This window comes from Robertmurraya mesotrionivorans (assembly GCF_050971805.1).
Taxonomy (GTDB): domain Bacteria; phylum Bacillota; class Bacilli; order Bacillales; family Cytobacillaceae; genus Robertmurraya_A.
The window spans coordinates 256936-270962 of record NZ_JBPCCH010000003.1 but is presented as its reverse complement, the minus strand read 5'-3'; the positions used below and the strand labels follow the sequence as shown (position 1 = coordinate 270962).

The window sequence follows — 14027 nt, the reverse complement described above, 5'->3', positions numbered from 1 at the left end:
ATGAAACAGAGTATGACGCTAATCCCAACTTTAAGGGAAGTTCCAGCAGATGCCGAAATTAAAAGTCATCAGCTACTATTAAGAGCTGGTTTTGTTAGACAAAATGCTAGTGGAATTTATAGTTATTTACCAATGGCTCAGCGAGTACTAAAAAAAATCGAGACGATTGTTCGTGAAGAGATGGACAACGCAGGTGCTGTAGAACTGCTTATGCCTGCTCTGCAACAAGCAGAGCTTTGGCAGGAATCAGGTCGTTGGTACACCTATGGACCTGAGTTGATGAGATTGCATGACCGCCATACAAGAGAGTTTGCTCTTGGGGCAACTCATGAGGAAGTGATTACCAGCTTAGTAAGAGACGAAGTAAAATCTTATAAGCGATTGCCGTTAACACTTTACCAAATTCAAACGAAGTTTAGAGATGAGAAAAGACCACGTTTTGGTTTACTGCGTGGAAGAGAGTTTATCATGAAGGATGCTTACTCATTCCACTCTTCTCAAGAAAGTCTTGATGAAGTATATGATCGTTTATTTACTGCCTACTCTAATATTTTTAGTCGTTGCGATTTGGACTTCCGTGCAGTTATTGCGGATTCAGGTGCAATGGGTGGAAAGGATACGCACGAGTTTATGGTGCTATCTGATGTTGGGGAAGATACGATTGCATACTCTGACACTTCCAACTATGCGGCTAATATTGAAATGGCCCCAGTAGTGAATACGTATGAAAAATCAGATGAGCCACAAAAAGAGATGGAAAAGGTTCTGACTGAAAATAAGAAGTCGATTGAAGAAGTGGTAGGATTTTTAAATGTTGATGCATCAAAGTGCATTAAATCACTTCTGTTTAAAGTAGAAGATCAATATGTACTTGTGCTTGTTCGTGGCGACCACGAAGTGAACGATATTAAGTTAAAGAACTTATACTCAGCGAGCATCGTTGAACTAGCAACTCCAGAAGAGACGAAGGAAATCCTTGGTTGTTCTATTGGTTCATTAGGACCAGTTGGGGTAAATAAGGTGGAGATCGTTGCTGACCCAGCCGTTCAAGCAATTGTTAACGGAGTATGTGGAGCAAACGAAGAACACCATCACTTCATCAACGTAAATGCTGATAGAGATTTTTCCGTAACAAAGTACGCTGATATTCGTTTTATTCAAGAAGGAGATCTATCTCCAGACGGACAAGGCAAAATTGTTTTCGCAAAGGGAATAGAAGTAGGGCATGTATTTAAGCTTGGAACTCGTTATAGTGAAGCGATGAATGCTACCTATTTAGATGAAAACGGAAAATCACAGCCAATGATTATGGGTTGCTATGGTATTGGTGTATCTAGAACGTTAGCTGCTGTGGCCGAGCAATTTAATGATGAAAATGGTCTCGTATGGCCAGCTCAAATTGCACCTTTCGAAGTACATTTGATTCCAATCAACTTGAAAGATGAAGCTCAAGCGAAATTAGCATCAGAGTTATATGAACAATTAAAAGCTCAGGCGTTTGAAGTTCTTATGGACGACCGTGCCGAAAGACCAGGAGTAAAGTTCGCTGATTCAGACTTAATCGGTCTACCTGTACGTGTAACCGTTGGTAAAAAAGCAGCTGATGGAATTGTAGAACTAAAAGTTCGTAAAACTGGTGAAATGCTAGAAGTTCACAAAGACGACCTACTACAAACAATTGCTGGCTTATTAAAATAAATAATTAGTTATTCGGATCCGCTCAACACGGATCCGATTTTTTTCCCATTGATTGGTTATCTGTTAAAAAGGCTTTCAATAATTTCTTTATGATATAATAACTACTAGTTTGACTAGAGATGAAATGGAGAGGAGAGAGTTGATGAACGGATCATCTGGTAAGGAACGATTCCAACTATTGCTCCAGCAGCTACAACTAACGGATGACAGAATCATGCCGTATTTTCAAGATGCTATAATTGACAAAGTATTAATTGAAAAATCTAAAAGACATTGGAGTTTTTATTTTTCGTTTGAGAAGATTTTACCTATTAACGTCTATCAAACGTTCACAAATAAATTACAAACAACCTTCTCACATATTGCCTCAATCTCCTACAACATACAGGTAAGGGATCAGCAAGTGACTGAGGATTTAATACTAGAATACTGGAACAGTTGCATACAACAAATTGATGGCATATCACCACCATTAATTAAGCTACTAAATGAACAAAAGCCAAAAGTCCAAGGTTCAAAAATCACCATCTTTGTTGGTAATGATCTCGAAGGCTTAGCTATAAAAAGGAAATATGCAAGCTTTATTTCTGATGCCTACGGCTTTTTCGGATTTCCTCAAGTTGTGATTGATACCGAGATCAACACAGAAGCCTCTACTGAACAATATGAGCAATTTATCGAGGCGAAATTGAGGGAAGACAAGGAAAGAGGTATGCAGGCAGCGATCGAAATGGATAAGCAGGAAGCAGAGAAAGATGCTGCCGGCGGTACAGGTGAATACACCGGTCCATTAACCATTGGATTAACCATTAAAGATGATTCTGATTTTAGAAAAATCCAAGATATTGTTGATGAAGAACGTAGAGTCGTTGTGGAAGGGTATATTTTTGCTGCTGAAACAAGAGAGCTTCGCAGTGGGAGAACTCTATTAACCTTTAAAGTTACTGATTATACAAGCTCGATCATGGTAAAAATGTTCTCCCGTGATAAAGAGGACGCCGCTCTATTCCAAAACGTGAAAAAGGGAATGTGGGTGAAAGTAAGAGGAAGTATCCAAAACGATACATTCGTACGTGATCTAGTGATGATTGGTAATGATATTAATGAAATTAAGCCAATTGAGCGTCAGGATACATCATCTGAGAAGCGTGTAGAGCTTCATCTCCACACACCTATGAGTCAGATGGACGCTGTGTCACCAGTTAGTACGTTAGTATCTCAAGCAAAAAAATGGGGACATAAAGCAATTGCAATTACAGACCATGCGGTAGCACAATCCTTTCCGGAAGCATTTGGTGCAGGGAAAAAGAACGATATTAAGATTCTGTACGGGGTGGAAGTAAATCTCGTAAATGATGGTGTTCCGATTGCGTATAACGAAGCAGAGAGACTGCTGGCAGAAGATACGTATGTGGTATTTGACGTTGAAACAACTGGTTTATCAGCCGTTTACAATACGATTATTGAACTTGCTGCGGTAAAGATTAAAAATGGAGAAATCATCGACCGATTTGAAGCGTTTGCTAACCCACATCATCCTTTATCAGCCACGATTATGAATTTAACGGGAATTACCGATGATATGCTAAAGGATGCTCCAGAGGTAGAAGAGGTGCTCGGTAAATTTAAAGAGTGGACGGGCAATGACATACTAGTTGCCCACAATGCTTCTTTCGATATGGGATTTTTGAATGTTGGTTACAAGAAGTACGGTCTCGGCCGAGCAGAGAATCCCGTCATCGATACGTTAGAACTAGCTCGTTTCTTATATCCTGATATGAAGAATCATCGTTTAAATACGTTAGCTAAGAAATTTAATATCGAGTTAACACAGCATCACCGTGCGATATACGACACAGAAGCAACTGGTTATCTGCTATTAACGATGCTGAAGGATGTAATGGAAAAAGGAATACAGTATCATAACCAATTGAATGACAATATGGGTCAAGGAAATGCATATCAACGGGCACGACCATACCACTGTACGCTTTTAGCACAAAATGATGTAGGGTTAAAGAACTTATTTAAGCTCATTTCTATATCTCATTTAAACTATTTTTACCGTGTTCCGAGAATTCCACGCTCTGTATTACAAAAGCATCGCGAAGGAATTTTAATTGGTTCTGGTTGTGATAAAGGCGAAGTATTCGAGGGTATGATGCAAAAGGCTCCTGAAGAAGTAGAAGAGCCAGCACGTTTCTACGATTACATCGAGGTACATCCGAAAGCGGTATATGCTCATTTATTAGAGTTAGAGCTAGTTAATGATGAAAAATCATTAGAGGATATTATAGCTAATATTGTGAAACTTGGTGAAAAGCTAGAGATTCCCGTTGTTGCTACTGGTAATGTACATTACCTAAACCCAAATGATAAAATTTATCGAAAAATATTAGTGAACTCTCAAGGTGGAGCAAATCCGCTTAATCGTCATAATCTACCTGATGTACATTTCCGTACGACGAATGAAATGCTAGATGCATTTTCGTTTCTAGGAAAAGAAAAAGCACGTGAAATTGTCATTACGAATACAAACAAGATTGCTGATATGATAGATACGATTAAGCCGATTAAAGATGACTTGTACACTCCGAAAATTGAAGGCGCAGACGAAGAAATGCGTCAAATGAGTTACGATATGGCAAGAAGAATTTACGGTGATGAACTTCCAGAAATTGTGGAGGCAAGACTTGAAAAAGAACTAAAGAGTATTATCGGTCACGGGTTTGCCGTTATCTATTTGATTTCGCATAAGCTCGTGAAAAAATCGCTTGATGATGGGTACCTAGTTGGTTCGCGTGGGTCGGTTGGTTCGTCCCTTGTTGCCACGATGACAGAGATAACAGAAGTAAACCCATTACCGCCACATTATGTCTGTCCGACATGCAAGCATTCGGAATTCTTCAATGACGGTTCCGTTGGTTCAGGCTTTGACTTACCGGATAAGGACTGTCCAAATTGCGGAAGCAAGTACAAAAAAGATGGACACGATATCCCGTTCGAGACTTTCCTAGGTTTCAAAGGTGATAAAGTTCCCGATATAGATTTGAACTTCTCCGGTGAATACCAACCTCGTGCGCATAACTATACGAAGGTGCTGTTTGGTGAAGATTATGTATATCGTGCCGGTACGATTGGTACGGTAGCTGATAAGACCGCGTTCGGGTATGTGAAGGCGTATCAGCAAGATAATAATCTTCAAATCCGTGGAGCCGAAATTGAAAGATTAGCAATGGGGTGTACCGGTGTAAAAAGAACTACTGGTCAGCATCCAGGCGGTATTATCGTTGTTCCAGATTATATGGAAATTTATGATTTCTCGCCTATACAATTTCCAGCAGATGATAAGACCTCTGAATGGAAAACAACCCATTTCGACTTCCACTCGATTCACGATAACTTATTAAAGCTCGATATTCTAGGGCACGATGATCCGACCGTGATTCGTATGCTTCAGGACTTAAGCGGAATTGATCCCAAGACTATTCCGACCGATGATCCTGAAGTAATGAAGATATTTAGTGGGACGGAAGCGCTAGGAGTCACGGAAGATCAGATTATGTGTAAAACGGGAACGCTTGGTATACCAGAGTTCGGAACGCGTTTCGTAAGACAAATGCTTGAAGATACAAAACCTACCACTTTCTCGGAGTTGGTCCAAATTTCAGGACTCTCCCACGGAACGGACGTATGGTTAGGAAATGCGCAAGAACTAATCCACAACAGCATCTGTAACCTGAGTGAAGTTATTGGCTGTCGTGACGACATCATGGTTTATCTAATCTATCAAGGATTAGAGCCATCTTTTGCCTTTAAGATCATGGAGTCAGTTCGTAAAGGAAAAGGCTTAAGTGATGATATGGAAGAAGAGATGCGAAAGAATGAAGTACCAGAATGGTATATAGATTCTTGTAAAAAGATCAAATACATGTTCCCGAAGGCCCACGCCGCTGCTTATGTTCTAATGGCCGTAAGGATTGCTTACTTCAAAGTGCATCATCCAATCCTTTATTACGCAGCCTATTTTACCGTTAGAGCTGAGGATTTTGATATTGATGCGATGGTGAAAGGTTCTTCAGCAATCCGAGCAGTAATTGAAGAAATCAATGCAAAAGGATTAGATGCTTCAACCAAGGAAAAAAATACCTTAACCGTCCTTGAATTGGCATTAGAGATGAACGAGCGAGGATTCTCTTTTGCTAAGGTAGATTTGTACCGATCAAGTGCAACAGAATTCATTATTGAAGGAAATAAACTGATTCCTCCATTTAATTCCATTCCAGGGCTAGGTACGAATGCGGCTCTTAACATCGTAAAAGCTCGTGAAGATGGAGAGTTTTTATCTAAAGAAGACCTGCAGCAAAGAGGGAAGGTTTCAAAGACTATTATTGAGTATCTCGATAACCACGGATGTCTTGAAGCATTACCTGATCAAAACCAACTTTCGTTGTTTTAGAACTAAGATGCGGAAACGGCTCGATTCCGGAGACCACCCCCAAAAACCGCTATTGCATTTGCATAAACGGTATGGTTATGGTATAGTTTTATTGGAAATACTAAGAATAACTCTCGTTTACAAGAGTGGGGCCTTCCCCGCTCTTTCGTGTTGTATGGACTCTATTTTAGGAGATTAGCTACTTTAGGTTGGTTAGGAGGAATAAAATGAGCAAGGTAATTGAAGTAGTTGAACAAATCGTAGAACCAATTGTTAATGACCTCAACCTTGAATTAGTTGATATTGAATATGTGAAGGAAGGAAAAAGCTGGTTTCTTCGCGTATTTATAGATAAAGAGCAAGGCATTGACATTGAAGAGTGTGGAATAGTAAGTGAAAAATTAAGCGAAAAGCTTGATGAACTTGATCCTATTCCTTATAACTATTTCCTTGAAGTTTCTTCTCCTGGTGCAGAGCGTCCATTGAAGAAACAGAAGGACTATGAAAAAGCGATCGGAAAAAATGTACATATAAAAACGTACGAGCCTATCGATGGTGAAAAAACATTTGAAGGTGTGTTAACAAACTTTACGGGAGATACCGTAACAGTTGAAGTAAAGATTAAGACGAGAAAGAAAACGATTGAAATACCTTTCGAAAAGGTAGCAAATGCTCGCCTAGCGGTGACTTTCTCATAATTCATATAACAAATTCACATGAGAGACATTTAGGGTGTTAAAGGGGGACCATTTTCATGAGCAGTGAACTATTAGATGCTCTTATTTTGCTTGAAAAGGAAAAAGGAATTTCACGAGATGTGATTATCGAGGCAATTGAAGCGGCGCTTATCTCTGCCTACCGTAGAAATTTCAATCAAGCACAAAACGTTCGAATCGATCTAAATTTAGGTGTTGGAACGATGCGTGTTTTTGCTCGTAAAGAAGTCGTTGATGAAGTATTCGATCCAAGACTTGAAATTTCTTTAGAAGAAGCTAGACGAATCAATCCGAATTACATGATTGAAGATGTCGTAGAGCTTGAGGTAACACCAAAGGATTTTGGACGCATTGCTGCACAAACAGCGAAACAAGTGGTTACTCAACGTGTTCGTGAAGCAGAAAGAGGAATTATTTACTCTGAATTTATCGACCGCGAAGAAGATATTATGACTGGTATCGTCCAACGTTTGGACTCAAAGTTTATCTATGTGAGCTTAGGGAAAATTGAAGCGATTCTGCCAGCAAACGAACAAATGCCAAACGAGCGTTATAAGCCACATGATCGTATTAAGGTGTTTATTACGAAAGTAGAAAAAACTACTAAAGGCCCACAAATTTTTGTTTCAAGAACACATCCAGGTCTTTTAAAGAGACTGTTTGAGATTGAAGTTCCGGAAATTTATGATGGAACAGTTGAAATCAAATCTGTTTCTCGTGAAGCAGGTGACCGCTCAAAAATCTCAGTTCATTCTGATAATCCAGAAGTTGATCCAGTAGGAGCATGCGTAGGTCCAAAAGGTGCTCGTGTTCAAGCAATTGTCAACGAGTTAAAGGGAGAAAAGATCGATATTGTTAAATGGTCGGATGATCCTTTTGTATTTGTAGCAAATGCGCTCAGCCCATCTAAAGTACTTGATGTAATCGTCAATGAAGAAGAGAAGGCAACAACAGTAGTTGTTCCAGATTATCAACTGTCACTTGCGATTGGTAAGAGAGGCCAAAATGCACGTTTAGCGGCTAAGTTGACCGGTTGGAAAATTGATATTAAATCAGAAACAGATGCAAGAGAAGCTGGTATCTTCCCTCGTGAAGAAGGAATTCTATCGTTCGATGATGAAGAGGAAGACGCCCACGCAGATACAGATTTACATTTAGAGTACGTAGAAGAGCAGGAGTAAGAAAGGGGTGGATGATGGTGAACACGAATAGGAAGGTTCCATTAAGAAAATGTGTTGCTACCGGAGAAATGCGACCGAAGAAAGAACTTGTTCGCATCGTTCGCTCGAAGGAAGGCGAGGTCTCCATCGACTTAACCGGTAAAAAGTCGGGTCGAGGTGCCTACCTTACGAAAGACAAAGAAGCTATTCTTTTAGCGAAGAAAAAGAATATATTATCGAATCAATTGCAAGTTCAAGTAACCGATTCTGTGTACGAAGAATTATTGGAGCTTGTTGAGAAGGAGAATTGACAATCCGAATGAAGCAAAATCAATGGATGTCATTGCTTGGCTTAGCCAATCGAGCGCGTAAAGTGATTTCTGGGGAGGAACTTTCCATTAAGGAGGTTCGCAGCAATAAAGCAAAATTAGTTTTGCTTTCAGCAGATGCATCCCAAAACACACAGAAAAAAGTGACAGATAAATGCAAATCCTATAACATTCCTTGTAAAATAGTTGAGAACCGCTTTTTACTCGGTCAAGCGATCGGAAAAGAAGCCCGTGTAGTCGTGGCCGTTCTAGATGAAGGATTTGCCAAGAAGCTAAAGACGTTGCTCGATTAATTCTAGCGGGGGTGTAAACATGAGTAAAATGCGAGTGTATGAATATGCAAAAAAACATAATGTTTCTAGTAAAGAACTCATTACAAAATTAAAAGATATGAATATCGAGGTTTCTAACCATATGACAATGATTGAAGATGATACAGTTAAAAAGCTTGACGAACAATATGCTAAGGGTGGTAACGGGGAAAAGAAGGAAGCTCCAAAGCAGACTCAAGAACAAAAGCCTGCTGCCGTTCAAGTACAATCAAAGACAAAGGCTAGTGCTTTTGATGAGGACGACGATCGTAATGTGGCTCCTACGAAAGTAAAAGTGAAAACAGGTCCGAAGGCTATCCAAGGGAAAAAAGGTACCCAAGAAAACCAATCAAAAGAAACAAAAGCTTTTAATGGTAAAAAGGGGAAAAACAACCAACAAAGAGGCCGTGTTCAGCACCAGTCACAGCCACCACAGCCTCCTAAAAAGAAAGAATTACCTGCAAAAATCACTTTTACAGAATCGCTTACAGTTGCCGAGTTAGCTAAAAAGCTTCACCGTGAACCATCTGAAATCATTAAAAAATTGTTCTTATTAGGTGTAATGGCTACCATTAACCAATCACTAGACAAGGATGCAATAGAACTAATTGCATCTGAATATGGTGTGGCAGTTGAAGAAGAGATTAAGATCGATGTTACTGATCTTGAAGTATACTTCACAGAAGATAATGAAGCAGATTTATTGGAAAGACCTTCTGTTGTAACCATTATGGGTCACGTTGACCACGGGAAAACCACTTTACTTGACTCAATTCGTAACACAAAGGTTACTGCAGGAGAAGCCGGTGGTATCACTCAGCATATCGGTGCTTACCAAGTAGAAGAAAACGGTAAGAAAATTACGTTCCTTGATACACCAGGTCACGCTGCTTTCACAACGATGCGTGCGCGTGGAGCAAAAATTACGGATATTACGATTTTAGTAGTTGCAGCAGATGATGGGGTTATGCCACAAACAATCGAAGCGATTAACCACGCAAAAGCGGCAGAGGTTCCAATTATTGTTGCTGTGAACAAAATGGATAAAGAAAGTGCAAACCCTGATCGCGTCATGCAGGAGTTAACAGAATATGGTTTAGTTCCTGAAGCTTGGGGTGGAGACACGATTTTCGTTCCGCTTTCAGCTTTAAAAGGAGAAGGAATCGACAATTTATTAGAAATGATCCTTCTTGTTGGAGAAGTAGAAGAATATAAAGCGAATCCAAATCGTAAGGCAATCGGTACAGTTATCGAAGCTCAGCTAGATAAAGGTAGAGGTTCGGTTGCTACACTTCTAGTTCAAAACGGTACATTACGAATTGGAGATCCAATCGTAGTTGGTACAACTTTTGGACGTGTTCGTGCAATGGTTAATGACCTTGGTCGTCGTGTGAAAGAAGCTGGTCCATCTACTCCTGTGGAAATTACAGGTTTAAATGATGTACCACTTGCAGGAGACCGCTTTGTAGTGTTTGAAGATGAAAAGACAGCTCGTCAAGTGGGTGAAGCACGTTCACAGCTTGCTATCCAAGCATCTCGTTCAGAAAAGACACGTGTAAGTCTTGATAACTTATTTGAGCATATGAAGCAAGGTGAAATGAAGGATCTTAATTTGATCGTAAAAGCTGACGTACAAGGTTCAGTTGAAGCACTTGCAGCTGCTCTTCAAAAAATTGAAGTAGAAGGTGTAAATGTAAAAATCATTCACACTGGTGTTGGTGCGATTAATGAATCAGATATTACTTTAGCAGCGGCATCAAATGCGATTGTTATTGGATTTAACGTTCGTCCTGATAATAATGCGAAGCGTGCTGCGGAAGCGGAAGAAGTAGATGTTCGTTTGCACCGTATTATTTATAAAGTAATTGAAGAAATTGAAGCAGCGATGAAAGGGATGCTTGATCCAGAATTCGAAGAGAAGATCACTGGGCAAGCTGAAGTTCGTCAAACATTCAAAGTATCGAAGGTTGGTACGATTGCTGGATCTTACGTTACGGATGGAAAAATCGCTCGTGGCAGTGGAATTCGTGTAATCCGTGATGGAATTGTTGTATTTGAAGGTGAAATCGACGCCCTTAAGCGTTTCAAGGATGATGCAAAGGAAGTATCTCAAGGATATGAGTGCGGAATTACCATCAAAAACTATAATGATGTAAAAGAAGGGGACGTAATCGAAGCCTTCATTATGCAAGAAGTGGAACGTAAATGATCATTGGCTTAGCCGCCTGTGAATGCCTTATTTATGATGCCCATTCTTTAAAAGATAAAAGAGCTGTCCTTCAACGTATTATCACAAGACTCAGACAACGATACAATCTGTCTGTAGCAGAGGTTGATTATCAAGATACATGGCAGCGTACAAAAATTGCTATTGTATCTGTAGCATCCTCAAAAGTAGCCGTTGAAAGAGAACTGCAGCATGCATTAAAGTTAATTGATTCATTTCCAGAAATCGAACGCACAATAACGGACTTGGAATGGATATAATAACATAAACGAGGGAGATATCACTCTTCCTCATATGCATGTGTATCATGCGTAAAACAAATAGATAAATCGTTCCCTATAGACAGTGCTTATTTTTCAGCATTGTTTTCTAAGGATGACAAAGAGGTGACTACCATGAGCCTTAGATCTAATCGAGTTGGAGAACAAATGAAGAAAGAACTTGGGGAAATTATTGGACGAAAAATAAAGGACCCACGTATTGGCTTTGTGACTGTTACAGATGTACAAGTAACAGGTGATCTTCAACAAGCAAAGGTGTTTATTTCTGTGTTAGGTGATGACCTTCAAAGAGAGAATACACTGAAGGGGTTAGCTAAAGCAAAAGGATTTATCCGTTCGGAAATCGGGCAGAGAATTCGTCTTAGAAAGACTCCTGAAATTACATTTGAATTCGACGAATCGATTGACTATGGAAATCGAATCGAAAATCTTCTGTATCAAATTAAGGAAGAGACGAAGGAAGAACGGACCGAACGTGAAGATTGATCAAAGAGGATAGACATCATGTCTATCCTTTTTTTCTAATTGAAAAACCAGGAGGATCAGAAATGGAAGGGATTTTGCCATTATTTAAGCCTAAAGGGATGACATCTCACGATTGTGTATTTAAGCTTAGAAAAATACTACGGATGAAGCGGATAGGACATACAGGTACACTTGACCCTGAGGTAGATGGAGTCTTACCGATTTGCCTTGGACGAGCAACAAAGGTTGCTGAATACATAACAGATGCAGGAAAAGTATACGAGGGTGAAGTAACGCTTGGCTTTGCTACAACAACCGAGGATGCTACGGGTGAAGTGGTTGAAAGGAAAGGCATTGAAACTTTGATTAATCGCGAGCAAGTAAAAGCTGTGTTATTGGAACTGACAGGTGAGATTTCTCAAACCCCACCTATGTTCTCAGCGGTCAAGGTAAATGGAAAACGTTTGTATGAGTATGCAAGAAAAGGAATTGAAGTGGAACGCCCTACAAGACAGGTGACAATCTATTCGATTGAGCTTTTAGATGACCGTGAAGTGTTTGAAGGAGAAACCATTTCTTTTCGATTTCGTGTTGCTTGTAGTAAGGGAACATATATTAGAACGTTAGCGGTTATGATCGGAGAACGACTAGGTTACCCTGCCCATATGTCTGACTTAAGACGCACCGAGTCAGCATCATTTTCTCTCGACGACTGTAAGACAATTTCCGAAGTAGAGGAAATGGTAAACAACGGAACAATTTTAAATGCTTTATATCCCATTGAAAGAGCGCTTATTCATTTGCCGAAATATCAAATAAGTGATAAATTAGTTGAGAAAGTGAAAAATGGAGCTGTTCTAGAAATACCTGAAATACTACATGATATTAAACAACCCATTGTCCTCGAAACGATGGATCATAAGGCGCTAGCTATATACATGCACCATCCTCATAAGCCTAATCTAATGAAGCCAACAAAGGTACTACATATAGAAAATTAGGTTGGTAAAGAAAGGGAGAAAGCTTGTGGAAGTTTTAAATATTACACATCCTCATCAATTCTCAAAGGAGATGTTTCAACCAATGGTCGTGGCTCTTGGTTATTTTGATGGGGTACATTTAGGACATAAGAGAGTGATTGATACGGCTTCGAAAATAGCCAAGGAAAAGGGAATAAAAAGTGCGGTAATGACATTTACTCCGCATCCATCAGTTGTACTTAAAAAGGTGGAAAAGGTTGAGTATATTACCCCGTTAGAAGAAAAGATCAAAATTATTTCTGAACAACAGGTTGATTACTTATTTGTTGTCAATTTTACAAGCGAATTTGCCAACCTACTGCCACAGGAGTTTGTCGACCAATATTTAATCGAACTAGGTGCTGTTCACGTTGTCGCTGGTTTTGATTATTCTTACGGAAAGCTTGGTAAAGGTACGATGGAAACTCTACCGTTTCATTCAAGACAAGCATTCACCTTTACCGTTGTTCCTAAGCTCGAAAGCCATGATGAAAAAATTAGTTCAACTTTAATCAGAAATAATATAAAAAATGGTCAACTTGACACTCTTCCGGAGTTACTCGGCCGTTACTATACGACAACAGGAATAGTTGTTCACGGTGACAAAAGAGGAAGAACGATAGGGTTTCCAACAGCAAATATTGACTTAAATGAGGAATATATTTTGCCTCCACTTGGTGTTCACGCTGTACGAATGCTTGTAAATGGAAAATGGCAAGAAGGTGTGTGTAACATCGGGTTTAAACCGACTTTTAATAAGGAAAAATCGAATAGGCCAAGTGTCGAAGTCCATATTTTTGACTTTGATAATCAAATATATGGAGAGTATGTAACGATAGAATGGCATAAATACCTTCGTTCGGAACAGAAATTTTCTGGAATTGATGAACTTGTGGCGCAAATCGAGCGAGATAAACAAAATTCACTGCTTTACTTTGAAAATTCAAAGACTAAGCCTTGCAATTTGTCATAAAAAAGTGTATTCTAAGAAACGTACGAAATGAACCTTTGCTTGGCTAGTCGAGTCACCGACGCTAGCTCAGTTACAGGGGATTGAAATAATAGGAGGTGAAACGGATGGCAATCACTAAAGAACGTAAAAATGAACTTATTAATGAGTACAAAACTCATGAAAGCGACACTGGATCTCCAGAAGTTCAAATCGCTGTCCTTACTGAGGAAATCAACAACTTAAATGAACACTTACGTACTCATAAGAAGGACCACCACTCACGTCGCGGTCTTTTAAAAATGGTAGGTAGACGTCGTAACTTATTAACATACCTTCGTAACAAGGATGTTACTCGTTACCGTGAACTAATCACGAAGCTTGGCTTACGTCGCTAATCTTTAAAGCGGGATTCTTTCCCGCTTTTTTGTTAG

At 39.6% G+C, this 14027-nt stretch carries 12 protein-coding genes; all 12 read left to right on the top strand.

Annotated elements, in window-relative coordinates; translation table 11 throughout:
- On the top strand, positions 1 to 1698 hold the full coding sequence (locus tag ACRX5O_RS07610) for a proline--tRNA ligase (RefSeq protein ID WP_433905398.1): 1698 nt from the start codon (positions 1 to 3) through the stop codon (positions 1696 to 1698).
- A gap of 142 nt (positions 1699 to 1840) precedes the next feature.
- Positions 1841 to 6157: a PolC-type DNA polymerase III gene (locus ACRX5O_RS07605; protein WP_433905397.1), complete on the top strand. Its 4317-nt coding sequence runs from the start codon at positions 1841 to 1843 to the stop codon at positions 6155 to 6157.
- A gap of 206 nt (positions 6158 to 6363) precedes the next feature.
- Positions 6364 to 6834, top strand: a complete 471-nt coding sequence (gene rimP / locus ACRX5O_RS07600) for a ribosome maturation factor RimP (RefSeq protein ID WP_433905396.1) — start codon at positions 6364 to 6366, stop codon at positions 6832 to 6834.
- A gap of 56 nt (positions 6835 to 6890) precedes the next feature.
- Positions 6891 to 8033 carry a transcription termination factor NusA gene (gene nusA, locus ACRX5O_RS07595; RefSeq protein ID WP_433905395.1) on the top strand — a complete coding sequence of 381 codons (1143 nt, stop codon included), beginning with the start codon at positions 6891 to 6893 and terminating at the stop codon, positions 8031 to 8033.
- 17 nt (positions 8034 to 8050) lie between these two features.
- Complete coding sequence (gene rnpM, locus ACRX5O_RS07590) at positions 8051 to 8323, top strand: RNase P modulator RnpM (RefSeq protein WP_119710529.1); 273 nt, start codon at positions 8051 to 8053, stop codon at positions 8321 to 8323.
- An 8-nt stretch (positions 8324 to 8331) separates the two neighbouring features.
- The gene (locus ACRX5O_RS07585) at positions 8332 to 8634 is read left to right on the top strand and encodes a YlxQ family RNA-binding protein (RefSeq protein WP_119707577.1); all 303 of its coding nucleotides are present in this window, start codon (positions 8332 to 8334) and stop codon (positions 8632 to 8634) included.
- Between the two features lie 19 nt (positions 8635 to 8653).
- Positions 8654 to 10861: a translation initiation factor IF-2 gene (gene infB / locus ACRX5O_RS07580; RefSeq protein WP_433905394.1), complete on the top strand. Its 2208-nt coding sequence runs from the start codon at positions 8654 to 8656 to the stop codon at positions 10859 to 10861.
- Complete coding sequence (locus tag ACRX5O_RS07575; RefSeq protein ID WP_119707579.1) at positions 10858 to 11139, top strand: DUF503 domain-containing protein; 282 nt, start codon at positions 10858 to 10860, stop codon at positions 11137 to 11139. The genes infB and ACRX5O_RS07575 overlap by 4 nt, the downstream gene beginning before the upstream one ends.
- 135 nt (positions 11140 to 11274) lie before the next feature.
- A complete protein-coding gene (rbfA, locus tag ACRX5O_RS07570) occupies positions 11275 to 11646 on the top strand; it encodes a 30S ribosome-binding factor RbfA (RefSeq protein WP_119707580.1) in 372 nt (123 codons plus the stop codon).
- A gap of 62 nt (positions 11647 to 11708) precedes the next feature.
- Positions 11709 to 12626, top strand: coding sequence for a tRNA pseudouridine(55) synthase TruB (gene truB / locus ACRX5O_RS07565; protein WP_433905393.1), 918 nt, complete (start codon positions 11709 to 11711; stop codon positions 12624 to 12626).
- 25 nt (positions 12627 to 12651) lie between these two features.
- Positions 12652 to 13617 carry a bifunctional riboflavin kinase/FAD synthetase gene (gene ribF, locus ACRX5O_RS07560; protein ID WP_433905392.1) on the top strand — a complete coding sequence of 322 codons (966 nt, stop codon included), beginning with the start codon at positions 12652 to 12654 and terminating at the stop codon, positions 13615 to 13617.
- A 104-nt stretch (positions 13618 to 13721) separates the two neighbouring features.
- Positions 13722 to 13991 carry a 30S ribosomal protein S15 gene (rpsO, locus tag ACRX5O_RS07555; RefSeq protein ID WP_119707582.1) on the top strand — a complete coding sequence of 90 codons (270 nt, stop codon included), beginning with the start codon at positions 13722 to 13724 and terminating at the stop codon, positions 13989 to 13991.
- Positions 13992 to 14027: the final 36 nt, after the last annotated feature.

Bases quoted from the DNA above. Each gene is read 5' to 3' on its own strand.
- ACRX5O_RS07610 (WP_433905398.1), top strand. From the start codon at position 1: ATGAAACAGAGTATGACGCTAATCCCAACTTTAAGGGAAGTTCCAGCA.
- ACRX5O_RS07605 (WP_433905397.1), top strand. From the start codon at position 1,841: ATGAACGGATCATCTGGTAAGGAACGATTCCAACTATTGCTCCAGCAG.
- rimP (WP_433905396.1), top strand. From the start codon at position 6,364: ATGAGCAAGGTAATTGAAGTAGTTGAACAAATCGTAGAACCAATTGTT.
- nusA (WP_433905395.1), top strand. From the start codon at position 6,891: ATGAGCAGTGAACTATTAGATGCTCTTATTTTGCTTGAAAAGGAAAAA.
- ACRX5O_RS07585 (WP_119707577.1), top strand. From the start codon at position 8,332: ATGAAGCAAAATCAATGGATGTCATTGCTTGGCTTAGCCAATCGAGCG.
- infB (WP_433905394.1), top strand. From the start codon at position 8,654: ATGAGTAAAATGCGAGTGTATGAATATGCAAAAAAACATAATGTTTCT.
- ACRX5O_RS07575 (WP_119707579.1), top strand. From the start codon at position 10,858: ATGATCATTGGCTTAGCCGCCTGTGAATGCCTTATTTATGATGCCCAT.
- rbfA (WP_119707580.1), top strand. From the start codon at position 11,275: ATGAGCCTTAGATCTAATCGAGTTGGAGAACAAATGAAGAAAGAACTT.
- truB (WP_433905393.1), top strand. From the start codon at position 11,709: ATGGAAGGGATTTTGCCATTATTTAAGCCTAAAGGGATGACATCTCAC.
- rpsO (WP_119707582.1), top strand. From the start codon at position 13,722: ATGGCAATCACTAAAGAACGTAAAAATGAACTTATTAATGAGTACAAA.